This is a genomic window from Streptomyces sp. NBC_01003 (assembly GCF_045162695.1).
In the GTDB taxonomy this organism is placed as follows: Bacteria; Actinomycetota; Actinomycetes; order Streptomycetales; family Streptomycetaceae; genus Streptomyces.
Map to the genome: position 1 here is coordinate 907921 of NZ_CP108707.1, position 26999 is coordinate 934919.

The window sequence follows — 26999 nt, forward strand, 5'->3', positions numbered from 1 at the left end:
CGAGGCCGGGCCGCGACAAGACCCTGGGAGTGCGTGTGAAGGTTGTCTGTGTCGGTGGAGGACCCGCCACCCTGTACTTCTCGATCCTGCTGAAGCTTCAGGCCCCGTCGCACGACATCACCGTCTTCGAGCGGAACCCGGCCGGTTCCACCTACGGCTGGGGCGTCACCTACTGGCCGGACATGCTGGAGCGGCTCAGGCGCCATGACCCGCACTCCGCGTCCGCGATCAGCGACGCGTCGCTCCGCTGGCGTGACGGGGTCGCCCATGTCGAGCAGCGCACCACGACCCACGAGGGCGACGAGGGCTTCGCCATCGGCCGGCACCGGCTCCTCGACATCCTCGCCCGCCGCGCGGAGTCGCTCGGCGTCGCCATCGAGTACGGCCACGAGATCCCGGAGCGCGAGCAACTGCCCGGGGCCGACCTGGTCGTGGCCGGCGACGGCGCCAACAGCCGGATGCGCGACCGCCATGCCGGACACTTCGGCACGCAGACCACCCTGGGCAGCAACCCGTACCTCTGGCTCGGCACGACCAAGGTGTTCCGCTCCTTCACGTTCGCCTTCGCGCAAACCGCGCACGGATGGATCTGGTGTTACGCGTACGGGTACAGCGGCGAGCACAGCACCTGCGTCGTCGAGTGCTCCAAGGCGACCTGGCAGGGCCTCGAACTCGACCGCCTGCCCCAGCCGGAGGCCCTGCGCCGCCTGGAGGGAATCTTCGCGTCGCTCCTCGACGGCCACGCCCTCATCGGCCGCAGCGACCACGGCGGCCCGGCCCCCTGGCAGACCTTCCGCACCCTCACCAACCGGACCTGGTCGCACGGCAATCTGGTGCTGCTCGGCGACGCCGCGCACACCACGCACTACTCGATCGGCGCGGGTACGACGCTCGCGATGCAGGACGCGATGGTGCTGGCGAGCTCCCTCGCCGAAACGAAGACGATCCAGCCGGCGCTCTCCCGCTACGAGCACATCCGCAAGAGCGAGCTGCTGTCCGTGCAGAGCGCCGCCCGGCACAGCGCCCAGTGGTACGAGAACCTCCCCCGCTACATCCACCTCCCGCCGGCCCACATGTTCGCCCTGCTCGGCCAGCGGCACTCCCCGCTGCTCCCCCACGTCCCGCCCCAGCTCTACTACCGGATCGACCAGGCCGCCGACCAGTTGCAGTCATTGCGCAGACTCAAGCAGTGGCTGGGCCCCCGTCTCGCCCGCACCCTTCAGCACCGCAACTCCGCGCGCGGGTGAGGCACTTCGGGTCAGAGCCGGATGATCACGACGGCCGTGTCGTCGGCGTTGCCGCCACGCGGGATCACTTCGGCGAGGACGGTGTCGGCGAGGCGCTCCGCGTCCGCCGACGCGTGGCGGGTCAGGCAGTCGGCGAGGCGGTTCAGGCCCGTGTCGATGTCCTCGCGGCGCCGCTCGACCAGGCCGTCGGTGTAGAGGACGAGCGCTGCCCCGTCCTCGAAGGCGGTCTCGGCCTCGGGTCTGGGGGCGTGTTCGGGGCGGGCGCCGAGCGGCGGGTCCGTCGCCCGGTCGAGGAACTCCACGGTGCCGTCGGTGTGGAGCAGCGCGGGCGGAAGGTGGCCCGCGCTGCTGTAGGCGATGGTGTGGTGGTCGTAGTCGATGACCACCTGTGCCGCGGTGGTGGACTCGGCGCCCTCGACCGAGCGGGCGTAGAGGCCTAGCGCGTCGAGCGCGGCCGCGGGGCCGTCGGCCACCCGCACGGCGGCGCTCAGGGCGCTGCGGAGCTGGCCCATGACGCCGGCCGCGTGCAGTCCGTGGCCGACGACGTCACCCACGGCCACGGCGAGCCGGTTGTTAGGCAGTTCGGCCAGGTCGTACCAGTCGCCGCACACGTTCAGGGTGCCCACGGCCGGCCGGTAGCGTACGGCCGTCCGGCCACCGCCGACGCGTTCCGACACCGGCAGCATCGCGGACTGGAGGGTCAGGGCGACCTCGCGTTCGCGGGCGTGGGCCTGGCGCAGCCGCTCGTTGACCTCCTGAAGTTCCCTGGCGCGGGTGTAGAGCTCCGCCTCCAGCACCCTGGCCCGGTCGCCGTCTCGGCCACCCCTGGCGCGGATCAGCTCGGTGACCTCCTCCACCCGGTGCAGCAGCAGCACGACGCTGCCGTCCGGGCCGAAGACAGGGGCGTTGACGGGGCTCCAGTACCGCTCCTCCCACTGGCCGGGCCGGTCGGGGTACTCGACGTCGTAACGCTGCAGGGCCATGGCGTCGCGTTCCCCGGTGGACGCCACCCTCCGCAGGGACACCTCCAGGTTCCGCATGCCGGTCGCCGCGTCGTCGTTGGGGTTGTCGGGGAAGACGTCGAACAGATACCGGCCGACGAGCTGTTCACGGGTGCGCCCCGACATGTGGCAGAACGCCTCGTTGGCATCCGCGTACACGAGGTCGGGCCTGAGCAGTGCGACCGAGCCGGGCAGCGCCTGGAACACCTGCTCGTAGTCGATTCCGGAATCCCTCACGACGCGTCCCGCCTCCTTGCGTGTGCCGCCCGTGCGGCGACGGGTGCCGGGGCGCCCCGCGGTCGAACGACCACAGGGTGTCCCAGCCGCAGGGGCCGGAGCTCCAATTACGTCATCGGCGGCGTGTCCGACGGGAGGACCGCCGGGACGCCGTCAGTGGTGCCAGGCGCGCCCGCCCGTGTTGTGGATGAAGCGCTGAAGCACCTTGAGGGTGGTCAGATACTCCTCGTCCGAGACGCCCGCGTGCCGCTCGGCCCACAACTCGCCCTGGAGCGCCGCCAGTTCGTCGAAGGAGTCCTTACCCGCCGCCGTGAGCGAGAGCCGCCCCGCGGCGTCCTCGGTGAGCCAGCCGCGGGCGATCGTCGCGTCGATCTCCTCCGCCAGGACGACCTGCCCCACGTCGAGGTAGCCGCTGAGGGTTTCGGACACCTCACTCCGCGTCTTGACGTGCTCGGCCCGTGCGACCTGCGCGAGGACCCACCACTGCGGTTGGGTGGTGTCCTTCTCCGCGAGGGCGCCCCTGGTGCGGGTGACGACGGCCTTGTAGGCGGCCCAGGCCCAGTAGCCGATGGGCTGCTCGATCAGTTCCGCGTCGTTGTGCGAGTACTCCATGGCTGGTTCGCTCCGTCCGGTGCTCATGATCCTTCGGCACTTCCGAGCCTAGAAGCTCAACCACACTTGAGGTCCAGGGCCCGCGGCGCAGAAGATCGCCGCGGTTTCGGATCGCGCGCGGCGGCCGTGCCCTGGCACCCTGCTCTCATGAGCGATGCGGAAGTGCTACTCCTCGGTGGACGGGCCGGTGTCGGCAAGACGACCGTGGGCTGGGAGGTGTCGGCCCTCCTGCGCGCCATGGAGGTGTCGCACGCCGTGATCGAGGGCGACTTCATGGGTCAGGTGCATCCGGCGCCGGAAGGCGACCCGCACCGGGCCGGAGTCACCGAGGACAATCTGACGGCCGTCTGGGGAAACTTCGCCCGCCGCGGCTACCGCCGCCTCATCTACACGAACACGGTGAGTGTGCTGCCCGAGACGGCCGGCATGTTCGAACGCGCGATGGGAGCGGGCGTCCGGATCGTACGGGTCCTGCTCACCGCCTCCGACACCACCGCCGGAGAGCGGCTGGCCGCCCGGGAGCTCGGCTCGGAGCTGGAGACGGAGCTGCGGGGCAGCGCCCGCAAGGCGCGGCTCCTGGACGAGCGGGCACCCACGGACACCGTGCGGGTGGCGACCGACGGGCGGACGGTCACGGACATCGCCCACGAGGTGCTGGCGGCAACCGGCTGGGCCGACCGGCCGCCTGTCACCGGGTGGACCTAGGGCCTCTCGTTCGGATCACGCCGGGCCCGCGGGGTCTGGCCTGATCCAGACGAATGACGCTAGCCCGCCGTGCCCGAGCGGGCCAGCCAGCGGCCCCCGTGGCGTGACACCTCGATGGGGCGGCCGAAACACTCCGTCATCCGGGCGGCCGTCAGCACCTCGTCGGCCCGGCCCCCCGCGAGAACGCGGCCTTCGCGCAGGAGCAGCGCGTGGCCGATCGCCGGCGACAGCTCCTCCAGGTGGTGGGTGACGGTGATGGTCGCCAACTCCCGGCGGCCCTCGGCGAGTTGACGCATCGTGTCGATGAGGTCCTCGCGCGAGGGCAGGTCGAGCGCGTTGAAGGGCTCGTCGAGCAGGAGCAGGGACGGGTCCGCCATCAGCGCACGGGCGATGAGAATACGGGCCCGCTGGCCGCCGGAGCAGACGCCGTAGGGCCGGTCGGCGAGTTCCTTGATGTCGAGTTCGGCCAGGAGCATGTGCGCGCGCTCGCGCACGTCGGCGTCGTACTTGCGCCACAGCGGCTGCACGGTGCCGGTGTGCCCGGTGAGGACGACGGTGTGCCCGGTGAGGTCCTGCGGCACGCGCTGCGCGCTCGACACCAGGCCGATGTGCGCGCGAAGTTCGCGTACGTCGACCTTGCCGAGGCGGTGGCCGAGGACCTCGACGGTGCCGGTGGTGGGATGCATCAGGGCGCCGATGAGGCGGAGCACGCTGGTCTTGCCGGCGCCGTTGGCGCCGAGCAGGGCCCAGTGTTCGCCCGAGCGCACCGTCCAGTCGATGTCGTCGAGGATGACCTGGCCCGTCGTGAACCTGCGGACGCAGGCCCCGTCGAGGGCGGCGACGATCCGTGCGTTGCTCACTGACGCCTCCTGTCGAAGTGGACCGGCACAGGTTAGCTGCACACGGCATTCAAACGCGGAGATGTCCAGTTCGTGGACCTCGGTGGGTGGTCAGGGGCCTTTGACGGTACAGGTGACGGCCGGGGCGCCGACCCCTTCTCGTAGGGTCGTCACCACCAGTCACCACGCGTACATCCGAGGAGAAGCTCGTGACCATTGCCTTCACCGACGTACGGGCCGCGGCCGAGCGCATCGCGGGGCACACTCGCCCGCTCGTGCCGGCTCCCCTGGGCCACGGGGCGTTCGACGGTGCGTTCGGCGAGGCCGAAGGGTGGCTGGCGCTGGAGTTCATGCAGCACACCGGGTCATTCAAGGCGCGCGGCGCCTTCAATTTCGTGAGCAGCCACGTAGAGGCGAGCCTGATGCCGGACGCGGGCGTCGTCATCGCTTCCGGGGGCAACGCCGGGCTCGCCTGCGCCTGGGCCGCGGCCCGCCACTCGGTCCAGGCCACCGTCTTCGTCCCCGAGACGGCGCCCGCCGTGAAGGTCGACAGGCTCAGGCGCCTGGGCGCCACGGTCCGGCAGGTCGGCTCGGAGTACGCGGAGGCGCTGGCGGCCTCGCAGAAGTACGCGGCCGAGAGCGGCGCCCTGGAGTCGCACGCGTACGACCACCCGCTGATCGCGGCCGGTGCCGGCACGGTCATGGAGGAGATCGTTCAGGCGCGGCCCGGCGTCGACACCGTCCTGGTGTCGGTGGGCGGCGGCGGGCTGTTCACGGGGATCGCCGCGTCGGCGCGGGAGCACGGCGTGCGCGTCGTGGCCGTGGAGCCGGAGCACTGCTGCGCCCTGCACTCCGCGCTGCAGGCGGGCGCGGTGGTCGACGTCCCGGTCGACTCGGTCGCGGCGGACTCCCTCGGCGCGCGCCGCACCTCCGAGATGGCGCTCGCATGGGCGGGCCAGGACCACGTACGGTCCGTTCTCGTCACCGATGAGGCGATCGTGTCCGCACGCCAGGCCCTGTGGGACGACCGGCGGCTCGCGGTGGAGCACGCGGCGGCCGCGGCGCTCGCGGCGGTGACCTCCGGCGTCTACACGCCCGCACCCGGCGAGCGGGTCGCCGTGATCCTGTGCGGCGCGAACACGGACCCCGGTGACCTGACGCGGAGCGCACGCCTCCTGTCCTGAGCGTGCACCCCCGCGGGCGCTCCAGCGCAAACCCGGGCGATCGAACCTACGATGGTGTTCTCCGGCCCCTCCCCCGCGCACGCTCGCGGGGACCGGCGCCGGGCGAGACGCCGATGAGTTCGGGGTGGAAGACGCAATGGCACAGGCCGCAGGCCCAGCGCGCACCGTCATCCTGACCGTGGACGACGACCCGGGGGTCTCCCGCGCCGTCGCCCGGGACCTGCGGCGCCGCTACGGCGAGTCGTACCGCATCGTCCGCGCCGAGTCCGGGGCGTCGGCCCTGGACGCGCTGCGCGAGCTCAAGCTGCGCGGCGACCTCGTGGCGGTGATCCTGGCCGACTACCGGATGCCCGAGATGAACGGCATCGAGTTCCTCGAGCAGGCCATCGACATCTACCCGGGCGCGCGCCGGGTCCTGCTGACCGCGTACGCCGACACGAGCGCCGCCATCGACGCGATCAACGTCGTCGACCTCGACCACTACCTCCTCAAGCCCTGGGACCCGCCGGAGGAGAAGCTCTATCCCGTCGTGGAGGACCTGCTGGACACCTGGCGGGCCACCGACCGCAAGCCTGTGCCCACGACGAAGGTCGTCGGGCACCGGTGGTCGGCGCGGTCGTCGGACGTACGGGAGTTCCTCGCCCGTAACCAGGTGCCGTACCGGTGGTACTCGTCCGAGGATCCGGAAGCCCGGTGTCTTCTGGCCGCCGCCGGCGAGGACGGCTCGCGGCTCCCGATCGTGATCACCCCGGACGGCACCGCGCTCGTCGAACCCGAGGACGCGGAGCTGGCCGCGCGGGTGGGCCTGGCGACGACGCCGACGGCCGACTTCTACGACCTGGTCGTCGTCGGCGGCGGCCCCGCAGGGCTCGGCGCGGCCGTCTACGGCGCGTCCGAGGGGCTGCGGACGGTTCTCGTGGAGCGCTCGGCGACCGGTGGACAAGCAGGCCAGAGCTCACGGATCGAGAACTACCTCGGCTTCCCGGACGGCGTGTCCGGGTCGCAGCTCACCGAACGGGCCCGGCGCCAGGCCGCGAGGTTCGGCGCCGAGATCCTCACCGCCCGCGAGGTGACGGGCCTGGAGGTGAACGGCGCCGCGCGCACCGTGCTGTTCTCGGACGGCTCCGCCGTCTCCGCGCACAGCGTGATCCTCGCGACCGGTGTGTCGTACCGGCAGCTGGACGCCCCGGGCGTCGCGGGACTCACGGGGTGCGGGGTCTTCTACGGTTCCGCGCTGACGGAGGCGAGCGCCTGTCAGGGGCACGACGTGTACATCGTCGGCGGCGCGAACTCGGCGGGACAGGCCGCCATGTTCCTGGCCAGGGGCGCCAAGTCCGTCACCCTCCTCGTGCGGGGCCCGTCGCTGTCCGCCTCGATGTCGCACTACCTCGTCCAGCAGATCGAGGACGCGCCGCACATCTCCGTACGCACCGGCACCGTCCTCGAGGCCGCCCACGGCTCCGGTCATCTGGAACAGCTGACTCTGCGCGACGTGGCGACCGGGCACACCGAACTCGTCGACGCGCAATGGCTGTTCGTGTTCATCGGGGCCGCGCCGCTGACCGGCTGGCTGGAGGGGACGGTGCTGCGGGACAGGCGGGGGTTCATCATGGCCGGTCCCGACCTGACCCCGGACGGACGGCCGCCCGCGGACTGGGATCTCGACCGCCCGCCGTACCACCTGGAGACCAATATCCCCGGCGTGTTCGTGGCCGGGGACGCGCGCTCCGAGTCCGCCAAGCGCGTCGCGTCCGCCGTCGGAGAGGGAGCCATGGCCGTCATGCTCGTACACCGGTATCTGGAGCAGTCGTGAACGGGCAGCGGGTTCCGTGCAGCCGCGAGGAACTGGGCTCGCTGTTCCTGTTCGAGAAGCTCGACGCGGACCAGCTCGACCGGCTGTGCCGCGAGGGCCGCGTGGAGGCCTTCGATCCCGGACCCGTATACGCCGAGGGCGATCCGTCGACCTGCTTCTACGTACTCCTTGAGGGCGAGCTCGTCTTGTCCCGGCGCGTCGGCGCCGACGACGTCGAGGTGAACCGGAGTTCCAGCCGCGGTGTGTACTCGGGCGCCTTCCAGTCGTATCTCGGCGACCGCGCCCCGCAGACGTACAACAGCTCGATGCGGGTCACGGAGCCTTCCCGGTTCTTCGTCCTGCCGGCCGGCACCTTCGCGGCTGTCGTGCGGGAATGGTTCCCCATGGCCGTCCACCTGCTGGAAGGGCTCTTCTTCGGTATCCGGAGCACCCAGCAGATGATCGGGCAGCGGGAGCGGCTCCTTGCGCTCGGCTCACTGTCGGCCGGGCTCACCCACGAACTCAACAATCCGGCCGCTGCGGCCGCGCGGGCCACGTCGTCGCTGCGGGAGCGGGTCGCGGGCATGCGGCACAAGCTGGGCGCGATCGCCGCGGGCCCGTACCGGCGGGCCACGCTGGAGACGCTCATCGAGATCCAGGAACGGACGGCCGACCAGGTGTCCAAGGCTCCCGCACTGACCCCCCTTGAAACGTCCGATCGCGAGGACGCCCTCACGGACTGGCTGGACGACCACGGGATCACCGCCGGCTGGCAGCTGGCGCCCAACTTCGTCCAGGCGGGCCTCGACATCGACTGGCTCGACCAGGTCGCGGCGGCCGTCGGCGAGGAGACCCTCGAAGGCGCCGTGCGGTGGCTGAACTACACGGTCGAGACCGAGCTCCTCATGAACGAGATCGAGGACTCCACCGCGCGGATCTCCCACCTCGTCGACGCGGCCAAGCAGTACTCCCAGCTCGACCGGGCCTCGTCCCGGTTCGCCGACGTGCACGAGCTGCTCGACAGCACGCTGATGATGCTCTCCGGGAAGTTCGGCAACGGCATCAAGGTCGTCAAGGACTACAACCGCACACTGCCCGAGGTCCCCGCCTACCCCGGCGAGCTCAACCAGGTGTGGACGAACCTGATCGACAACGCGGTATCGGCGATGAACGACGCAGGCGGCGAGGGCACGTTGACCGTGCGCACCGCGCTCGATCGTGACCTTCTGCTCGTGGAGTTCCGCGATACCGGGCCGGGGATCCCCGCCGACATCCGTGGCCGCATCTTCGACCCGTTCTTCACCACCAAGCCGGTGGGCGAGGGGACCGGGCTCGGCCTCGACATCTCGTGGCGCATCGTCGTCAACAAGCACCACGGCCAACTCGACGTGCAATCGGAGCCCGGAGACACCCGCTTCCAGGTACATCTCCCCCTCACGTCCACGAACTCCGACCAGGAACCCGTACCCGACCCCCCTCAGGAGCCTTCATGAGCACCCCGAACGGAATCGACCCCTCGGTCCCGCCGAGCGGCACCGGCTGCGCCGAGTGCGATGCGCTCGGCGGCTGGTGGTTCCATCTGCGGCGCTGCGCGCAGTGCGGCCACATCGGCTGCTGCGACGACTCACAGGGCAAGCACGCGACGGAACACGCCAAGAACAGCGGCCACCCGGTGATCCGCAGCTTCGAGCCGGGCGAGACCTGGTTCTGGGACTACAACACGTCCTCGATCATCGAATCGGGTCCCGAACTCGCGCCTCCGGTCAGCCACCCCGCGACGCAGTCGACCCCTGGCCCGGCGGACCGAGTCCCTTCGAACTGGACCGAGTTGCTGGGCTGACGGGGTTCCCTGGACGGAAGCTCTCCGGATCAGGCCCGCCCCGGGGCCGTGAACGTCACGTCCGCCGAGTGCGTCGTCGTGTCCGCGTCGCTGCCCAGGGCCCAGGCCGCGACCCGCGAGACGGTGGCGGCCGGGATCTCCTCGCTGATGCCGGGAGCCGCCGGGACGTTCTGCGTCGCGTGGGCGTCGTACGGCAGGACCACCCGGTAGCCCCGCGCGAGGGCGGTGCGAGCGGTCGCCTGGACGCACATCTCGGACATCACGCCGCAGACGGCGAGCGCCTCGACCCCGGCGAGCACACCGCCCAGCGTGGTCCCGTCGAAGCCGTCATCCTTGGGCTTGCGGATCACGACCTCGGTCGGGCCCGGCTCGACCGGGTGGTGGAGTTCCCAGCCCGGCGTGTGCGGCTCGTCGTCCGCCCCTGGCTGCCCGTCGTTCTGGAGGTGCACGACGAGCGCCCCGCCGGTACGGGCCCGTGCGATCAGGTCGGTCGTGCGCTCCACGAGTCGGTCCGCGTCGGGCACCGCCCCGTCACCGACGACGAACGCCGACTGGACGTCCACGACGATCAGGGCCTCCACAGGATGGGTCATGCGGCCATCATGACCGTCGGCACCGGGCAGCTCCACAAGGTTTTGCGCGCTCCCGTGCCTGTGCTCCACTGACATCGGATGCCGGTCAGGCCTCTGACGTGGGCGTTGACGCCGACGCCCCATGATCGACAGCAGGGAGAGGTTCGATGACGACGACCGCGAAGCCGAGCGTGCAGCACGAGGACGAGCAGGTGCGGGTGACCCGCTGGGACTTCGAGCCCGACACACGTACCGGCCGCCACGTCCACGAGCACGACTACGTGGTCGTGCCCGTGGTGGACGGCCGGATCAGCGCGTTCGCCCCCGACGGCACGGTGACCGAGTCGCAGCTGCGCGCGGGCGAGTCCTACGCGCGCCCGGCGGGCGGCGAGCACGATGTCGTCAACACGGGCGGCACGTGGCTGGCGTTCGTCGAGATCGAGCTCAAGGGAACGTCGAAGGCCTAGGGTCTTTCGGTCACCTGACGGCGGTCACTTCACGAGGTACTTGCACCCCGCGATCGACTTGCCGTCCTTGTTGTCCGCGACCTGCTTGCCGTCGACCTTGATGACGCAGGATGCCGGCTCGAGCTGACCGTCCGAGGCGGTCACCGAGCCGGGGACGACCGACACCAGGCTGCCGACCTTCAACTCGGCTCCCTTGATGGTCAGTCGGGTCGTCTTGGTCCAGGGCAGGTTCACCTGTTCCGTCTTGCTCTCACCGGCCGTCCAGAGGACCTGCGTACTGCCCTGGCCCTGTACCTCGAAGGTCACTTCGCGGGTCGCCTCCTGCCCCCCGGCCGGCTTCGAGGCCGCGTGCGTGGGGGCCTTCGACGTGTCCTGCTTCGCCCCGGCCTCCTTGCTGTCTCCCCCGCCACTGCCGCACCCGGCCAGCAGAGCGGCTGTCGCCGCGACCAGAGCAATACCGGTTACCGTCCTGCGCACGTTTCCTCCGTGATCCCCGTACAACTCAGCAGTTCGGCCCGGGCACAACTCGCCCGGGCCGAACTGCTGAGCATACTGGGGCGCCCGGGACGGTCACCCGGTGCGGGGGGCGTCCGTCCGCATCGTGGACCCGTCATGGCTCTAGGAAGGTTCGGGCCCCGGCGCTACCCTCCGCGCATGATTTCGACCGTTGTCTGGGGTACCGGAAATGTCGGGCGCGCGGCCATCCGTGCCGTCGAGGCCCACCCGGCGCTTGAGCTCGTCGCCGTGCTGGTCCACGACGCCGCGAAGGTCGGCCGCGACGCGGGCGAACTCGCGGGCCTCGGCCACGAGTTGGAGGTCAGAGCGAGCGACGACATCGAGGCGGTGCTGGCCGCCCGGCCCCGCGCCGTCGTGTACGCGGCCTCCGGCGACATCCGCCCCGACGACGCCCTGGCAGACATAGCCCGGGCCGTCGGGTCCGGCGCCGTCGTCGTCTCGCCCGCCCTCTATCCGCTCTACGACCACCGCAGCGCGCCGCCGGAGTTCCTGGATCCGGTGGTGGCCGCGATCGCGGAGGGCGGTGGCTCCCTGTTCGCATCCGGCGTCGACCCGGGCTGGGGCAACGACGTCCTGCCGCTCCTCGTCAGCGGGCTCGGCAGCACCGTCGACGCGATCCGCTGCCAGGAGATCTTCGACTACTCGACGTACGACCAGCCCGACTCGGTACGGCTCCTGGTCGGCATGGGCCAGCCGATGGACTACGACCCGCCCATGCTGTGGGAGACCGTCCCCACCATGGTGTGGGGCGGGCAGATACGGCTGATGGCGCGGGCGCTCGGGGTCGAACTCGACGAGATCCGCGAGACGTTGGACCGCCGCCCGCTCGACGCCACGGTGAGCACACGCACGATGGGCGACTTCGAGGCCGGTACCCAGGGCGCCGTACGGTTCGAGGTGCAGGGCATCGTCAGGGGCGAACCCCTCATCGTCATCGAGCACGTCACCCGCATCCACCCGTCCTGCGCGCCGGACTGGCCGACGCCGCCCGACGGCACCGGGGCGCACCGGGTGGTCATTGAGGGCCGTCCGCGCATCGAGGTCACCGTCGAGGCCGCGGACGAGGGGGAGAACCGGTCCGCCGGCGGCAACGCCACCGCTGTCGGCCGCCTCGTAAACGCCATCGACTGGCTCGTGGACCAGGCCCCGGGCCTCTACGACGCGCTCGACGTCCCACTGCGCCCCGCAGTCGGAAAGCTCGGCCATCGCGGAAGGAAGCAACGATGATCATCGACATCCCCGAGGGACAGGAACCGATCGGCTACGTCTGGGGGGACATGGTCCCCGGTATCGGCATGGCGGCCGCCAACTTCTCGCTGTCCGTGTACGCCCATACGACGCTGGGTCTGCGGGAGTTCGAGGCGGCCCGGCTGCGGATCGCGCAGATCAACGGGTGCCAGTTCTGCCTGGACTGGCGTACCGACCGGGACGGGGAGAAGGTCGAGGAGTCCTTCGCGGACGCGGTGACCGAGTGGCGTACCAGCGACGCCTTCGACGACCGGACCCGGCTCTCGGCCGAGTACGCCGAGCGGTACGCGCTCGACCACCACGGCCTGGACGAGGAGTTCTGGTCCCGGATGACCGCGCTGTACAGCCAGGTCGAGATCGTGGAGCTCAGCATGAGCATCGGTTCCTGGCTGGCGTTCGGCCGGCTCAACCACGTGCTGGGCCTCGACACGGTGTGCGTCCTGCCCACGGCCTGAGACGCGGGGGCCGCGACCGGCCCCCGCTCTCTGCACCTGCTACAGATCAGTCGCGATGATCTTCTCGATGTTCCGCTCGGCGAGCGCCGTGATCGTGACGAACGGGTTGACGCTCGTATTGCCGGGGATCAGCGAGCCGTCGATGACGTAGAGGCCCGCATACCCGTGCAGGCGGCCGTAGTTGTCGGTGGCCTTGTTCAGGACCGCGCCACCGAGCGGGTGGTACGTGAGGTGGTCGCCCCAGATCTTGTACGTGCCGAAGAGATCGGTGCGGTAGATCGTGCCCTCCTTCGAGTTGATCTTGTCGAAGATCGTCTTGGCCATGTCGATGGAGGTCTGCTTCCAGGCCGTCTGCCAGTTCAGATCAGCCCTGCCTGCCTGCGCGTTCCACGAGAACTCGGCGCGGTGCGGGGTGTTCGTGATCGACAGATAGAACGAGGCGAAGGTCTCGATCCCGGTCGGCAGCGGCGCGACCTCGGCGAACGCCCCTCCGGCGGCCCAGTTGTCGATGCCGCCGCAGGGGATCGACGCCTGAACCTTGCCCGTCGGGTCCCACAGGTGGTTGGCGCGGCCGCACATGACGTTGCCGTTGTCGCCCCAGCCCTTGCCGACCTCGCCGTTCAGGGCGGGCAGGGCGCCGGTGGCCTTGAGCTTGACCAGGAGCTTGCTGGTCCCGACGCTGCCGGCCGCGAAGAACACCTTGTCCGCGGTGACGGTCTTGGTGGCCGTGGTCGTGCCGGTGGTGTCGATCTGCTCGATGACGACCGTGTACCCGCCGCCGGGCGCGGGCGCGACCGAAGTCACCTTGTGCAGCGGCGAGATGGAGACCTTGCCTGTGGCTCTGGCCTGGGCCAGGTAAGTCTTCTGAAGTGACTTCTTGCCGTAGTTGTTGCCGTAGAGGATCTCGCCGGCGAGCGCCGACTTGGGGACCGTGCCGGCCGCTTCCTGCTTCATGTAGTCCCAGTCGTACACGTCGGGTACGAAGACGAACGGGAAGCCGGAGCGCTGGGCGTGCTTACGGCCGACGCGCGCGAACTGGTAGCACTCGGCGCTCTCGAACCAGGCCGGGTCGACGGTGCCGACGCCTAACGCCGCGTTGGCGCGCGGGTAGTACGTCGCGTACATCTCGGCGGCGTCGACCGACGGGAGGATGGCGCCGAAGTTCTCGCGCTTGGGCGTGACCGCCATGCCGCCGTTGACGAGGGAGCCTCCGCCGACTCCACGGCCCTGGTACACGATGATCCCGCCCATTTCCTCGGCGTCCAGAATTCCGGTGTAGCGGGGGACGTCTTTGTCGAGCGGGAAGCCGAGGAAGTTGCTCAGGGGCTGTTTGGTCTTGGTCCGGAGCCAGTAGGAACGGGCGTCCGGGCTGGTCGTGTTGGCGAATATCTTGCCGTCCGGTCCGGGGGTGTCCCAGGCCATCCCCATTTCGATCATGTGGACGTCGACGCCCGCCTGGGCGAGTCTCAGCGCGGCCACGGAGCCGCCGTATCCGGTGCCGACGACGAGGGCGCGGACGTGCGCGCCGGGGTCGATCGGAGTAGCGACGGGCGCGGGCGCGGCATGGGCCGCGGGGGCATGAGCCGACAGCGCCGCGGCGCTCAGAATAGAACCAGTTCCAGCGATAAAAGTGCGTCGCGAGACGTTCTTGGAACCGATTGCACGCGTGGTGGGACCACTCATGGCACGTTCCTCACTTTCGATGGAATCGAAACGAGTTCTACTGCCGTTCGCGCATCAAGTCACTACACACGAATAGGTAATTCATGTGCGCCGAATAGGTAACTCGCGTCCACTCGACCCCGGGCGCACCGACGGCCCCGGGCGGCCGCGGAGGAGTTAGCACTGTCACACAGATCCAGGCAAGTCCCTGCATGTAAACAATCGAGCGGGTTACTACACTTCGTCAGGTTGTTCGGCGCCCGGCCGGACCGGCAGCACGGCTTTCATGCGGGATCACCGTTGATCCAGCTCCGGCGGCGACACGCAAGGAACCCATGACGACCTCACACAACGGCAGCGACGTCCCCCCGCTCGACGGACCGCTGCCCGGCACGGTGACACTCGACGACGCAGGGGGCGTCGCGGGGGAGCACGGGACGCCGCCGATCGAACCTCTCGACCTGACGGTCGCCTCCCCCGACGCGGAGTCCTTCGAGGACAGCACCGTCGCGGCACACAGCGGCATGGCCCTGTTCACCGCGGGCCCCGCCGCCCCTGCCCGCACCCTCATGAACATCTTCGGCGCGTCCGTGCGCGACCACCGCGACGAGGTGGCCCTGGACGACGGCGCGAAGCAGCTCACGTACCGCGCGCTCGCCGACGAGGTGGAGAACCTGCGGGTGCGGCTCGCGCTGGCCGGGGTCCGCAGGGGCGACCGGGTCGGGGTCCGCGTCCCGTCCGGGACCAATGATCTCTACATCGCGATTCTCGGGGTGCTCGCCGTCGGCGCCGCCTACGTCCCGGTGGACGCAGAAGACCCGGACGAGCGCGCCGAGTTGGTGTTCGGCGAAGCCGGGGTCCGGGCCGTCATCGGCGCCGGCCACGACCTGACCGTGTGGGGACCCGACGGCACGGAGGAGGGCGCCATCAGGACTCCGCCGGGATCGGCCGGCTGCCTGCCCGGCACCGAGGACGACGCGTGGATCATCTTCACGTCCGGCTCCACCGGGAAGCCCAAGGGCGTCGCCGTCTCGCACCGCAGCGCCGCCGCCTTCGTCGACGCCGAGGCCGCCCTGTTCCTCGCCGACGAGCCGATCGGCCCCGGCGACCGCGTGATGGCAGGCCTGTCCGTCGCCTTCGACGCCTCGTGCGAGGAGATGTGGCTGGCCTGGCGCAACGGCGCCTGCCTGGTGCCGGTTCCGCGTTCCCGAGTCCGCAGCGGCGCCGACCTCGGTCCCTGGCTCGTCGAGCAGGACATCAGCGTCGTGTCCACGGTGCCCACGCTCGCCGCGCTGTGGGAGCCCCAGGTCCTGGACGACGTACGCCTTCTGATCTTCGGCGGTGAGGCGTGCCCGCCCGAGCTGGCGCAGCGCCTGGTCACCGAGGGCCGCGAGGTGTGGAACACGTACGGCCCCACCGAGGCCACGGTCGTCGCCTGCGCGTGCCTGATGACCGGCGAGGAGCCCATCAGGATCGGCCTGCCGCTGGACGGCTGGGAGTTGGCCGTCGTCGACGAGGCCGGCGCCCCCGTCACCCTCGGCGCCACCGGCGAGCTCGTCATCGGCGGCGTGGGCCTGGCCCGCTATCTCGACCCCGCCAAGGACGCCGAGAAGTACGCGCCGCTGCCCTCCCTCGGCTGGGAGCGCGCCTACCGCAGCGGCGACCTCGTCAGGGCGGATCCGGAAGGCCTCGTCTTCCTCGGGCGCGGGGACGAGCAGATCAAGCTCGGCGGGCGCCGCATCGAGCTCGGCGAGGTCGACACGGCTCTGCAGGCGCTGCCCGGTGTTGCCGGGGCGGCCGCCGCCGTGCGCACGGCGCGCAGCGGCAACCAACTGCTCGTCGGCTACGTCGTCACGCAGGACGGCTGGGACCGCGCCGAAGCCGTCGAGCGCCTGCGGGCCGCGCTGCCCGCCGCCCTCGTGCCGCTCCTCGCCCCCGTCGAGAGCCTGCCCACGCGTACGTCCGGGAAGGTCGACCGGGCCGCGCTGCCCTGGCCGCTGCCCGACCTGGAGACCTCCACGGGGCCCGCCGAGCAGCTGTACGGCACGGAGGCGTGGCTCGCGGAACAGTGGGCGCACACGCTCGGGGTGTCCGTGACCGGCGCCAAGGACGACTTCTTCGCGATCGGCGGCTCCAGCCTGGCCGCTGCCCAGCTGACCACCCGCCTGCGCACCCGCTACCCCAGCGCCGCCGTCCTCGACATCTACCAGCATCCGACGCTGCGCAAGCTCGCCCGCCATCTGGAGGAGTCCGCACAGGGCACGGAGGCGCACCGCGATGTCGGGCCGGTCCCCGTGCGCGCCCAGATCCTTCAACTCCTGCTTCTGGTCCCGCTGTTCACGCTGGTGGGGCTGCGCTGGTGGGTGGCTCTCGCCGCGCTCGGCAATGTCCTGCACCGGTTCGGGTCCTATGCCTGGGCTCCGGCCCTGTCCTGGTGGTGGGTGGCCGCTGGGGCAGCGGTGCTGTTCAGTCCGGCGGGGCGGCTCGCGCTCGCCGCGGGAGGCGCGCGGCTGCTGCTGAGAGGCGTCGAGCCCGGCACGTATCCGCGCGGCGGCCAGGTGCATCTGCGGCTGTGGACGGCGGAGCGGCTCGCCGAGTACAGCGGCGCGACCTCGCTGACCGGTTCGTGGCTGCTGCGGTACGCGCGCGCCCTGGGCGCCCGGATCGGCGCGGATGTGGACCTGCACTCGCTGCCGCCGGTGACCGGCATGCTCAAGCTGGGCCGCGGCTGCGCCGTCGAGGCCGATGTGGACCTGTCCGGGCACTGGCTGGACGGCGACCGTCTGGTGATCGGTGCCGTCAAGGTCGGCGGCGGGGCCGTCGTCGGCACCCGCAGCCTGCTCTTCCCCGGTGCGCGCGTCGGCAAGAAGGCCGAGGTGGCCCCCGGATCCGCGGTGACCGCCCAGATCCCGACCGGCCAGCGCTGGGCCGGCTCCCCCGCCGTGAAGCTGGGCAAGGCCAAGCGGGACTGGCCGAAGCAGCGGCCGAAGCGCTCGTACGGGTGGCGGCTGATGTACGGGGCGTCGGGCCTCGCCCTGTCCGCGCTGCCGGTCCTCGCGGCCGTGCCCGCGCTCGCGGTGGCGCTGCGCTTCGTGCCCGCGGACGCGGGTCTCGGCGAGGCGCTGCGCGGTGCCCTGCTCGCGGTGGTGCCGGCCGCGCTGGCCTTCGGATGCGCGTACGCGCTGCTGCTGTTGGGCGCCGTGCGGCTGCTGAGCCTTGGGCTGCGGCCGGGGCTGCATCCGACGCACAGCCGCACCGGCTGGCAGGCCTGGACGGTCACACAGCTGATGGACGCGGCCCGGCAGACGCTGTTCCCGCTGTACGCGGGGCTCGTCACCCCTCTGTGGCTGCGGCTGCTCGGCATGAAGATCGGCCGGGGCGCGGAGGTTTCCACGGTCCTCGCCCTGCCGAGCCTCACCACGGTCGGCGACGGCGCGTTCCTCGCGGACGACACCCTGACCGCGCCGTACGAACTCGGCGGCGGCTGGGTGCGGATCGGGCGGGCCGCGATCGGGCGGCGGGCGTTCCTCGGCAACTCCGGCATGACCGGGCCGGGACGCAGCGTCCCGGACGGCGGTCTGGTGGGTGTCCTGTCGGCGACTCCGAAGAAGGCCAAGAAGGGCACCTCGTATCTGGGGCTGCCGCCGATGAAGCTGCCGCGCGCTCCCGAGGGCGGCGACCACTCCCGTACGTACGACCCGCCGGCGCGGCTGCTGTGGGCGCGCGGCGCGGTGGAACTGTTCCGGCTCGTGCCCGTCTTCTGCTCGGCGGCGCTGGCCGTCCTCACGGGCGGGGTGCTGTGCGCGCTCGCCGGTGCGACCGGCGTGGGCTGGTGGGCGGCTGCCGCGCTGTCCGGGGCGGTGCTCCTCGGCGCGGGCGTCGTGGGCTCGTTGGCGGCGATCGCCGCGAAGTGGCTTCTCGTGGGCCGGCACCGGGCCGGTGAACACCCGTTGTGGAGCGGCTTCGTCTGGCGCGACGAGCTGGCGGACACGTTCGTCGAGGTGGTCGCCGTGCCGTGGCTGATCGGAGCGGTGCCGGGGACCCCGCTCATGACGCTGTGGCTGCGCGGCCTGGGCGCGCGCGTCGGCCGGGGCGTGTGGTGCGAGAGTTACTGGCTGCCGGAGACGGACCTGGTGACCCTCGGCAGCGCGGTCAGCGTGAACCGTGGCTGCGTGCTGCAGACGCACCTCTTCCACGACCGGATCCTGCGGATGGACAAGGTGGCACTCGGAGCGGGTTCGACGGTGGGCCCTGGCGGAATCGTCCTGCCGGGCAGTACGGTCGGCGCTCGCGCCACTCTGGGGCCCGCGTCCCTGGTCATGGCCGCGGAGTCCGTACCCGACGACACACGCTGGCTGGGCAATCCGATCGAGGCCTGGCGGTCCTAGAAGGGCGGACACACCTTAAGGTCGGTCAGGACTTCGATGCGTACGGCACGAGGTGGGGGGCACGACACAGACACGTTGGGTACGGCGCAGGGAGTGGACACTTCAGTGAGCGGCCAGACAGCGGCTTCGGAGCCGTACTTCCCCGGCCACGGCGACCCCCGCTACCGGGTGCACCGCTACGAGCTGTCCGTCGACTACCGCCCCGGCCCCAACCGCCTCGCAGGTCACGCCCGCATCAGCGCCATAGCGGGCCGGGCGCCGCTCACCGAGTTCCATCTCAACCTCGAGGCCTTCAGGCTCGGCAAGGTGCTCGTCGACGGCCGGCCGCCGCGCTACACGCACCGTGGCGGCAAGCTCCGGATCCGGCCCGTCAAGCCGCTGCGGGCCGGGGCCGCGTTCACCGTGGAGGTGCACTGGTCGGGCAACCCGAAACCGGTCAACAGCCCCTGGGGCGGGCTCGGCTGGGAGGAGCTGTCGGACGGCGCGCTCGTCGCGAGCCAGCCCGTCGGGGCGCCGTCCTGGTTCCCGTGCAACGACCGGCCCGACGACAAGGCCGCCTACCAGATCTCCCTCACGGTCCCCTCGCCGTACACGGTGGTCGTCGGCGGGCGCCTGCTCACGCGCACGACGAAGTCGTCGACGACGACCTGGGTGTACGAGCAGCAGGCACCGACGCCGAGCTATCTCGTGGGCCTCTCGATCGGCATGTACCAGACCGTCCTGCTGGGCGAGCCGGGGCTCGGCGGTGTGCCGCAGAGCGCGTACGTGCCCGTGCGTCTGCTGTCGCAGTTCTCGCGGGACTTCGCCCGGCAGCCCGAGATGATGCGGCTCTTCGAGGGCCTCTTCGGGCCCTATCCCTTCGGTGAGTACGCCGTCGTCGTGGCCGACGAGGACTTCGACGTCCCGGTCGAGGCGCAGGGGCTCTCCCTGTTCGGCGCGAACCACGTGGACGGCGCGCGAGGCTGGGAGCGGCTCGTCGCGCACGAGCTCGCCCACCAGTGGTTCGGCAACAGCCTCACCATCGCCGACTGGCGGGACATCTGGCTGAACGAGGGCTTCGCCAAGTACGCGGAGTGGCTGTGGTCGGAGCGCTCGGGCGGCCGATCCACGCAGGAACTGGCCGCCGCCGCGCACCGCGAGCTGTCCGTGCTCCCGCAGGATCTGCTGCTCGCTGACCCCGGCCGAAAGTCGCTGTTCGACGACCAGGTCTACGAGCGCGGCGGGCTCACCGTGCACGCGATCCGGTGCGCGCTCGGCGACGAGCCGTTCTTCCGCATGGTGCGCGACTGGGTCTCGGCGCACCGGCACGGCGTGGTCACGACGGAGGCGTTCACGGCGCACGTCGCCCGGTACGCGGCGGCGCCGGTCGGTGACCTCTTGACGGCGTGGCTGCGCCGCAGGCCCCTTCCCCCGCTCCCGGCACCTCTCGTCCCGTACAGGTAAGGATTCCCCGTGGCTGACGGAACACCCCGCTTCCCCCTGGATCCCACGCCCGTCCACGTGCCCGACGCCGTGCTGGACGACCTGCGCCGGCGCCTCGACATGACGCGCTGGCCCGACGACGTGGGGAACGGCGACTGGTTCTACGGGGTCGACCGCTCCTACCTCCAGGAGCTGGCCGAGTACTGGCTGCACAGCTACGACTGGCGCAAGGCCGAAGCCGCGATCAACGCCTACGAGCACTACCAGGTGCGCGTGGACGGTGTCCCTGTGCACTTCATGCGCAAGCCCGGAGCCGGCCCGAACCCCACGCCGCTGATCCTCACCCACGGCTGGCCCTGGACCTTCTGGCACTGGTCCAAGGTCGTCGACCCGCTCGCCGACCCCGCGGCCTTCGGCGGGGACCCGGCCGACGCGTTCGACGTCATCGTCCCGTCCCTGCCCGGCTTCGGCTTCTCGGCTCCGCTGCGCGACCACCCCGACATGAACTTCTGGAAGGTCGCCGACCTCTGGCACACCCTCATGACCGACACTCTCGGCCACACCCTGTACGCGGCCGGCGGCTGCGACATCGGCGCCCTGGTCACCGGTCAGCTCGGCCACAAGTACGCGGACGAACTCCTGGGCATCCACATCGGATCGGGCCTGAAACTGGACTTCTTCACCGGCGACCGCGCCTGGGACTTCAGTGGCGGCCGGCCCGTCCCCGACGGACTGCCCGACGACATCCGGGCCGGGATCCGGGCCCTCGACCGCCGCTTCGCCTCCCACCTGGCCGTGCACGTCCTCGACCCCAGCACGCTCGCCTACGGCCTGAGCGACTCGCCCGTCGGGCTGCTCGCCTGGATCCTGGAGCGCTGGGTCAGCTGGAGCGACCACCACGGCGACATCGAGACCGTCTTCACGAAGGACGACCTGCTCACCCACGCCACGATCTTCTGGGCCGGCAACACGATCGGCACGTCGACGCGGTACTACGCGAACGCCAACCGCTATCCGTGGACGCCCGCCCACACGCGCACGCCCGTCGTCGAGGCCCCCACCGGGCTGACCTTCGTCGGCCACGAGAACCCGCCCGGCGTCACGACGGCACAGCAGCGCGTCGACAACTGGCTCGCGAGCGACCGCGCCGACTGGTACCACCACGTGAACGTCAACGCCCATGACGAGGGCGGGCACTTCATCCCGTGGGAGGTCCCGGGCGCCTGGGTCGACGATCTGCGCCGCACGTTCCGCGGGCGGCGCTGAGCGGGGCCTGTGGGCGCTACTCGAACCGCGAAGGGTCGCCCGCCCCGCGCCGTACGATCTCCGTCTCGCCGCCGGAGAAGTCGATGACGGTGGTCGGGTCGGTGCCGCAGTCGCCGGAGTCGAGCACGACGTCGACCTCGTGGTCGAGCCGTTCCTTGATCTCCCAGCCCTGCGTCAGCGGCTCCTCCTCGTCGGGCAGGAGCAGCGTGCTGGACAGGATCGGCTCGCCGAGTTCGGCCAGCAGGGCCTGCACGACGGCGTGGTCGGGGATCCGGACGCCGACCGTCTTCTTCTTCGGGTGCAGCAACTGGCGCGGCACTTCCTTCGTCGCGGGCAGGATGAAGGTGTAGCTGCCGGGCGTCGCCGCCTTGATCGCACGGAACACGTCGTTGTCGATCTGCACGAACTGCCCGAGCTGGGCGAAGTTCTGGCACATGAGCGTGAAGTGGTGACGGTCGTCCAGGTGGCGGATCGCGCGGATCCGGCTGATGCCGTCCCGGCTGCCGAGCCGGCACCCCAGCGCGTAGCAGGAGTCGGTCGGATACGCGACGAGTTCGTCGGCCCGGATGCTGTCGGCCACACCGCTGATCGTGCGCCGCTGGGGGTTCTCGGGGTGTACGTCGAAGTACTTCGCCATTCGCCGATTGTAGGGGCCGCGGTCACACTTCGATCTCCGAACGGGCGCGGCTCTCCCCCGAAAGCAGTCCCCCGAAAGCAAAAGGAAATGCGGTCACGACACGCCAACGGGTTGTATGGCCCTCATGGTGTCTTCCGACCGACTGCTGGCCTTCGCGGCCATGTCGTTCCTGCTGATCGTGATTCCGGGCCCCAGCGTGCTGTTCGTGATCGGACGGGCGCTGAGTCAGGGCCGCCGTGCCGCGCTGACCACCGTCGTGGGCAACACGCTCGGCGCCTACGTGCTCGTCGTGGCCGTGGCGCTCGGTGTCGGTGCCGTCGTGGAGCGCTCGGTCCTCGTCTTCACCGCGCTGAAGCTCGTCGGCGCCGCGTATCTGGTGTACCTCGGCATCAAGGCGGTGCGCCAACGGCGTTCGCTGCACGCCGCGTTCGCGGGTGACGGGGTCGCGCACGGCAGCCTGCGTACGCTGTGGGAGGGGTTCGCCGTCGGCGTGGCCAACCCCAAGACGATCGTGTTCTTCGCCGCCGTGCTGCCGCAGTTCGTGGACCGCGGCCAGGGGCACGTCACCGTTCAAATGCTGCTGCTCGGCCTGGTCTTCAACGTCATCGCGGTGGTGTCCGACAGCGTGTGGGGCCTGGTCGCGGCGACGACGCGGAGCTGGTTCGCCCGCTCGCCGCGCCGGCTCGGCACGGTCGGCGGCGTCGGTGGGCTCACGATGATCGGCCTGGGCGTCACCGTCGCGGCGACGGGCCGTACCGACTAGCGAGATTCGCCTGTCTACGGCGCGAGCGCGACACCCAGGTAGGCGGCGCCTATGGGCTTCGGCGCGCCCTGCTCGTAGAAGACGTCCAGAGCCGTGATCGTGAATCCGGCCTCCGTCAGCAGGTCGGTGATCGGGCGCGTGAGGTGACAGCCGCCGAAGAGCCGCTTGTTCACCGGTTCCATGCGTCGCTGCCAGCGGCGTACGTTCTCGTCCCCTTCCGGTGCGAGCCCGTGCTCCAGGAAGTGCAGTGTCCCGCCGGGCCGCAGCACGCGGCGCACCTCGCGCAGGGCGGCCCCGGCGTCGGGGATGGTGCACAGCGTCCAGGTCGACAGCGCGGTGTCGAAGCTGTGGTCCTCGAAGGGCAGCGACTGGCCGTCCGGGCCCGCGCGGCGCACCGGGACGGACGCCGCGCCGACCCGCGCGGCGGCGAGTCGCCATCCGACGTCCGAGGGTTCGATCGCGACGACGCCCTCGACGGTCGACGGGTAGTAGGGGACGTTGTGTCCCGTGCCGAACCCGATCTCCACGACCTGGCCCCGCAGCCCCTCGCAGACCCGCCGTCTCAGCGGTGTGGTCATCTTCACGCCACAGGCGACATCGATGATCCGGGGCAGCACCTGCTCGGCATAGAACCCCATGGCGGTCCTCCGTATCTCCTTTCCAGCATGGCATCACGGCGGCCCCCGTGCGACGTTGCCGAACCGCGACCTTCCGGACCGCAACCATGGCTTTTCCCGAGCGGTCCAATCCGTAACTCACAGGAGACCCAGGAGAACGTCTTGTCCCGTGCGCCCCGTAATCGCCGTCGTCTGTCGCAGGCCCTGATCGCCTGCGGATGCACGGTGACGCTGCTCGCCGGCTGCTCGGAGGGCGACGCCCGCGAGGACCGCACCGCCGACCCGGCTCCGAGGGTGCCCACGGGCCGGGGTGCGGGCGAGCGCGGGCTCGGGGACTTCGACCGGGACGGCTACGACGACTTCGTCACGCCCCTGACCACGCGGAACAAGTTCCGGCAGCCGACCGGCTACCACCTGCTCGTCCTCCCCGGCTCCGCCAAGGGCCTGGACCCCGGGCGCCGCAGGACCTACCGCGACTTCTTCTACGGTCCGCTGCTCCGCGCCGACCTCGACGGTGACGGCTACACAGACCTGGTCGCGACGCAGACCGACCACCACGCCAAGGATCCGGCGCGCCGGGACGACCCCGGCACTGCCGTGATCCTGCCCGGTGGCAAGAAGGGCCTCGGCGACCCGGTCCCCGTCAAGGCCGCCGGTCTCGTCATGGCGAGCGCGGCCACCGATGTCGACGGCGACGGGACCGTCGACCTGGTCTACGCGGGGTACCACCCCAACGGGAACGACACCCAACTGCCGGACCGGCAGGGCCTGGTGGCCTACGGCCCCTTCGGCAAGGACGGCGCGCCCGCCCGCACCGCCGCACTCAAGAACACGGCGAGCCCCAGCCAGGCGATCAGCGGGGACTTCGACGGCGACGGCTTCGGCGATGTCATGTTCACCGACCCCATCCCGGGCGAGGAGGACGCGGATCCGCCGGTGGACAACGGCCCGTACGTGACGTACTTCCGGGGCAGCCCCCGCGGGCTGACGCCGGCCCGGCCGCCCGGGAACCTCGGCAACGATACGTACGACGGAGTCATGGTGCCGTGCAGCGGCGACGTCGACGGCGACGGGATCGAGGACATACTCGCGCCCGGCTACCGCGAGGTGGGTGTCGCGGAGGGCCCCGCCTCGGGGCGGCTCACCGTGGCGTACGGCTCGAAGTCGGGTGCAGGAGGCGGGCGGCCGAACGTCGTCTTCGACCAGGAGACACCCGGTGTTCCGGGCGACTCGCAGGGCAAGGACGGTTTCGGAAGGGGCGCGGGCACCGGCGATGTGAACGGTGACGGGCATCCGGATCTGCTCGTGGACACACCGGGAGAGGACCAGGGCGACGGCCGCTTCACGCTGCTGCCGGGCGGTCCCGACGGTACCCCGGCGGGCGCGAACGCGACCGCCTTCGACCTCGACACCCCGGGTGTGCCCGGCAAGCACGACCCGTCGGGCGGTGACGGGTTCGCCGCCACGTTCCCGCTCCTCGACGTCAACGGCGACGGCCGCTCCGACGTGGTGGCGAACGCCCCCGGCTATCGGCGCGGCAAGGGCGGCATCTGGCTCTTCCCGGGTACCCCGGAGGGACTTGGCACGGCCGGACGGATCCAGTTCCTGGATCCGTCCGGCCTCGGGCTCCCGCCGCGCACCGCGTAGGCCTCAGCCGTCCGGGGGTGGACCGTCCCGTGCGGCCCGGTTCGCCGGCGAGGCGCTGGACGCCGCGCCGGCACCCGCGCCGCTCGCGCTCTCCTCGGCGGGTACGAGGGGCATGGTGCCGCCCTGGAGGCGTTTCAGGTCGGAGGGGTTGATGCCGGCCTTGCGGCCCCGCCGATCGATCAACGATCCCGGGACCGCCCCGACCACCGCCCCCGCTTCACCCGGCCTCCGGCCCTGCCAACAGGTCGCGTACCTCCTCCGCGGTCGTCTCCTGAAGGTCCTCGCCGAGCAGCAGCCAGCGGGTGATGCCGATCGATTCGAGGAACGGCAGGTCGTGGCTGGCGATCAGGAGGGCGCCCTCGTACGACTCCAGTGCGCTCGTCAACTGCCGCACGCTGGCCATGTCCAGGCTGTTGGTCGGCTCGTCGAGCATCAGGAGCTGCGGAGCCGGTGCGGCGAGCATCGTCGCCGCGAGTGCCGCACGGAAGCGTTCGCCGCCGGAGAGGGTGCCGGCCGGCTGCTCCGCGCGGGCGCCCTTGAACAGGAACCGCGCGAGCTGTGAGCGGATGTGGTTGTCGGTGACGCCCGGGGCCATGCGGGCCACGTTCGCCGCGACGCTCAACCGCTCGTCCAGTACATCGAGGCGCTGCGGCAGGAACCGCAGCGGGACGAACGTCTTCGCCTCGCCCGACAGCGGTTGAAGCTCACCGGTGAGGGTGCGCAGGAGCGTGGTCTTCCCGGCTCCGTTGCGCCCCACCAGCGCGATGCGCTCGGGGCCGTGGATATGGAGGCTGCCGTCGCGCAACTTGCCGTGCGGGAGGCTCAGTTCGTCGAGGCTCAGGACCGTACGGCCCGTGGGAACGGCGGTGTGGGGCAGGCTCACGCGGATCTCGGCGTCGTTGCGGATCGCCTCAGCGGCCTCCTCGCGCCGCTCGTGCGCCTCGCCGAGGCGGTCCTCGTGCAGCCCGCGCAGTTTGTCGCCGGACTCCTGCGCGGACCTCTTCTTCTCCCCCGCGACGATTCTCGGGGCCTTGCGCTGGGCGTCCAGCTTCTTGCTCTGCCGGGCGCGGCGGGCCACCTTGATCTGGGTCTCCTCCAGTTCGCGCTTCTGCCGGCGCACGTCGGCCTCGGCGGCCCGCAACATCCGCCCTGCCGCCTCCTGCTGGGTGGCGAGCGCCTCCTCGTACGCGGACCAGCCGCCCCCGTACCAGCTCACGGAGCCGGAGCGCAGTTCGGCAATACGGTCGACCCGTTCGAGGAGTTCGCGGTCGTGGCTGACCACGACGAGGACGCCGGAGCGCCAGGAGTCGACAGCCTCGTAGAGCCTGCGCCGCGCGAAGACGTCCAGGTTGTTGGTCGGCTCGTCCAGCAGGAGGATGTCGGGGCGCTCCAGAAGCAGGGCGGCAAGGCGCAGGAGGATGGTCTCGCCGCCGGACAACTGGCCGACGGTGCGGTCGAGTTCGACGTCCGCGAGGCCGAGTGAGCCCAGGGTCGCGAGGGCCCGCTCCTCGACGTCCCAGTCGTCGCCGACCGTGTCGAAGTGCTCCTCGCTCACGTCGCCGTTCTCGATGGCGCGCAGCGCGGCGCGCCGCTCGGCGATACCGAGGGCCTGGTCGACGCGCATCGCGGTGTCGAGGGTGATGTTCTGCGGCAGGTACGCGAGGCTGCCGCCGACGGTCACTGACCCCTGGGATGGGGCGAGTTGGCCGGCGAGCAGGCGCAGCAGGGTGGACTTGCCGGTGCCGTTCGTGCCGACGAGTCCGGTACGGCCCCGGCCGATGGCGAGGGAGAGCCCGTCGAGGACAGGGGTGCCGTCCTGCCACTGGAAGGACAGGCCGGAGCAGGTCAGGGAGGCGCTGGGCGCGGTGGGTGTCGCCATGGT

At 71.1% G+C, this 26999-nt stretch carries 24 protein-coding genes; 14 read left to right on the plus strand and 10 right to left on the minus strand.

Annotation, left to right across the window (positions count from 1 at the left end):
- Window positions 1–35: 35 nt before the first annotated feature.
- Complete coding sequence (locus OG698_RS04385; RefSeq protein ID WP_406101520.1) at window positions 36–1247, plus strand: FAD-dependent monooxygenase; 1212 nt, start codon at window positions 36–38, stop codon at window positions 1245–1247.
- Between the two features lie 11 nt (window positions 1248–1258).
- Here OG698_RS04385 and OG698_RS04390 read toward each other — a convergent pair whose 3' ends face one another.
- Window positions 1259–2485: a SpoIIE family protein phosphatase gene (locus tag OG698_RS04390; protein ID WP_406101522.1), complete on the minus strand. Its 1227-nt coding sequence runs from the start codon at window positions 2483–2485 to the stop codon at window positions 1259–1261.
- Between the two features lie 153 nt (window positions 2486–2638).
- Entirely contained in the window at window positions 2639–3097 is a 459-nt protein-coding gene (locus OG698_RS04395) for a MarR family winged helix-turn-helix transcriptional regulator (RefSeq protein WP_406110837.1), read from the minus strand.
- A gap of 147 nt (window positions 3098–3244) precedes the next feature.
- Between OG698_RS04395 and OG698_RS04400 the strand changes: the two genes are divergently transcribed.
- Window positions 3245–3802: an AAA family ATPase gene (locus OG698_RS04400; RefSeq protein ID WP_399976221.1), complete on the plus strand. Its 558-nt coding sequence runs from the start codon at window positions 3245–3247 to the stop codon at window positions 3800–3802.
- Window positions 3803–3861: 59 nt separating this feature from the next.
- Here OG698_RS04400 and OG698_RS04405 read toward each other — a convergent pair whose 3' ends face one another.
- Window positions 3862–4662: an ABC transporter ATP-binding protein gene (locus tag OG698_RS04405; RefSeq protein ID WP_406101523.1), complete on the minus strand. Its 801-nt coding sequence runs from the start codon at window positions 4660–4662 to the stop codon at window positions 3862–3864.
- 188 nt (window positions 4663–4850) lie between these two features.
- On the opposite strand from OG698_RS04405, the gene OG698_RS04410 reads away from it, so the two are divergent.
- From OG698_RS04410 to OG698_RS04425, 4 genes are all read left to right on the plus strand, one after another.
- On the plus strand, window positions 4851–5825 hold the full coding sequence (locus tag OG698_RS04410; RefSeq protein WP_406101524.1) for a threonine/serine dehydratase: 975 nt from the start codon (window positions 4851–4853) through the stop codon (window positions 5823–5825).
- Between the two features lie 136 nt (window positions 5826–5961).
- On the plus strand, window positions 5962–7638 hold the full coding sequence (locus OG698_RS04415; RefSeq protein WP_406101526.1) for an FAD-dependent oxidoreductase: 1677 nt from the start codon (window positions 5962–5964) through the stop codon (window positions 7636–7638).
- Window positions 7635–9110, plus strand: a complete 1476-nt coding sequence (locus OG698_RS04420) for an ATP-binding protein (RefSeq protein ID WP_406101527.1) — start codon at window positions 7635–7637, stop codon at window positions 9108–9110. The genes OG698_RS04415 and OG698_RS04420 overlap by 4 nt, the downstream gene beginning before the upstream one ends.
- Window positions 9107–9457, plus strand: coding sequence for a UBP-type zinc finger domain-containing protein (locus OG698_RS04425; protein WP_406101528.1), 351 nt, complete (start codon window positions 9107–9109; stop codon window positions 9455–9457). Before OG698_RS04420 ends, OG698_RS04425 begins: the two co-directional genes overlap by 4 nt.
- Window positions 9458–9486: 29 nt before the next feature.
- On the opposite strand, the gene OG698_RS04430 is transcribed toward OG698_RS04425, so the two are convergent.
- The gene (locus tag OG698_RS04430; protein ID WP_406101529.1) at window positions 9487–10050 is read right to left on the minus strand and encodes an isochorismatase family protein; all 564 of its coding nucleotides are present in this window, start codon (window positions 10048–10050) and stop codon (window positions 9487–9489) included.
- A 146-nt stretch (window positions 10051–10196) separates the two neighbouring features.
- Between OG698_RS04430 and OG698_RS04435 the strand changes: the two genes are divergently transcribed.
- On the plus strand, window positions 10197–10496 hold the full coding sequence (locus OG698_RS04435) for a cupin domain-containing protein (RefSeq protein WP_326772001.1): 300 nt from the start codon (window positions 10197–10199) through the stop codon (window positions 10494–10496).
- A 24-nt stretch (window positions 10497–10520) separates the two neighbouring features.
- On the opposite strand, the gene OG698_RS04440 is transcribed toward OG698_RS04435, so the two are convergent.
- Window positions 10521–10973 (minus strand): hypothetical protein, encoded by a 453-nt coding sequence (locus OG698_RS04440; protein WP_406101530.1) that lies wholly within the window; start codon window positions 10971–10973, stop codon window positions 10521–10523.
- 177 nt (window positions 10974–11150) lie between these two features.
- Between OG698_RS04440 and OG698_RS04445 the strand changes: the two genes are divergently transcribed.
- Window positions 11151–12239 carry a dihydrodipicolinate reductase gene (locus OG698_RS04445; protein WP_406101531.1) on the plus strand — a complete coding sequence of 363 codons (1089 nt, stop codon included), beginning with the start codon at window positions 11151–11153 and terminating at the stop codon, window positions 12237–12239.
- Window positions 12236–12715, plus strand: a complete 480-nt coding sequence (locus tag OG698_RS04450; RefSeq protein ID WP_406101533.1) for a carboxymuconolactone decarboxylase family protein — start codon at window positions 12236–12238, stop codon at window positions 12713–12715. Before OG698_RS04445 ends, OG698_RS04450 begins: the two co-directional genes overlap by 4 nt.
- Window positions 12716–12754: 39 nt before the next feature.
- Here the strand turns inward: OG698_RS04450 and OG698_RS04455 are convergent, their stop codons facing one another.
- The gene (locus OG698_RS04455; RefSeq protein ID WP_406101534.1) at window positions 12755–14398 is read right to left on the minus strand and encodes a GMC oxidoreductase; all 1644 of its coding nucleotides are present in this window, start codon (window positions 14396–14398) and stop codon (window positions 12755–12757) included.
- 503 nt (window positions 14399–14901) lie between these two features.
- Between OG698_RS04455 and OG698_RS04460 the strand changes: the two genes are divergently transcribed.
- From OG698_RS04460 to OG698_RS04470, 3 genes are read left to right on the plus strand one after another with little or no spacing between them, the layout of a single operon-like run.
- A complete protein-coding gene (locus OG698_RS04460; RefSeq protein ID WP_406110839.1) occupies window positions 14902–18765 on the plus strand; it encodes a Pls/PosA family non-ribosomal peptide synthetase in 3864 nt (1287 codons plus the stop codon).
- 36 nt (window positions 18766–18801) lie between these two features.
- Complete coding sequence (locus tag OG698_RS04465) at window positions 18802–20208, plus strand: M1 family metallopeptidase (protein WP_406101536.1); 1407 nt, start codon at window positions 18802–18804, stop codon at window positions 20206–20208.
- A 9-nt stretch (window positions 20209–20217) separates the two neighbouring features.
- Window positions 20218–21453: an epoxide hydrolase family protein gene (locus OG698_RS04470; RefSeq protein ID WP_406101537.1), complete on the plus strand. Its 1236-nt coding sequence runs from the start codon at window positions 20218–20220 to the stop codon at window positions 21451–21453.
- A 16-nt stretch (window positions 21454–21469) separates the two neighbouring features.
- Here the strand turns inward: OG698_RS04470 and OG698_RS04475 are convergent, their stop codons facing one another.
- Window positions 21470–22090, minus strand: coding sequence for an L-threonylcarbamoyladenylate synthase (locus OG698_RS04475; RefSeq protein WP_406101538.1), 621 nt, complete (start codon window positions 22088–22090; stop codon window positions 21470–21472).
- Window positions 22091–22214: 124 nt separating this feature from the next.
- On the opposite strand from OG698_RS04475, the gene OG698_RS04480 reads away from it, so the two are divergent.
- A complete protein-coding gene (locus tag OG698_RS04480; RefSeq protein ID WP_406101539.1) occupies window positions 22215–22853 on the plus strand; it encodes a LysE family translocator in 639 nt (212 codons plus the stop codon).
- 14 nt (window positions 22854–22867) lie between these two features.
- Here OG698_RS04480 and OG698_RS04485 read toward each other — a convergent pair whose 3' ends face one another.
- Window positions 22868–23491, minus strand: coding sequence for a class I SAM-dependent methyltransferase (locus OG698_RS04485; RefSeq protein ID WP_406101540.1), 624 nt, complete (start codon window positions 23489–23491; stop codon window positions 22868–22870).
- 141 nt (window positions 23492–23632) lie between these two features.
- Between OG698_RS04485 and OG698_RS04490 the strand changes: the two genes are divergently transcribed.
- Entirely contained in the window at window positions 23633–25117 is a 1485-nt protein-coding gene (locus OG698_RS04490; protein WP_406101541.1) for an FG-GAP repeat protein, read from the plus strand.
- A 3-nt stretch (window positions 25118–25120) separates the two neighbouring features.
- On the opposite strand, the gene OG698_RS04495 is transcribed toward OG698_RS04490, so the two are convergent.
- A complete protein-coding gene (locus OG698_RS04495) occupies window positions 25121–25300 on the minus strand; it encodes a hypothetical protein (RefSeq protein ID WP_406101542.1) in 180 nt (59 codons plus the stop codon).
- Between the two features lie 34 nt (window positions 25301–25334).
- Window positions 25335–26996, minus strand: a complete 1662-nt coding sequence (locus OG698_RS04500; RefSeq protein ID WP_406101544.1) for an ABC-F family ATP-binding cassette domain-containing protein — start codon at window positions 26994–26996, stop codon at window positions 25335–25337.
- Window positions 26997–26999: the final 3 nt, after the last annotated feature.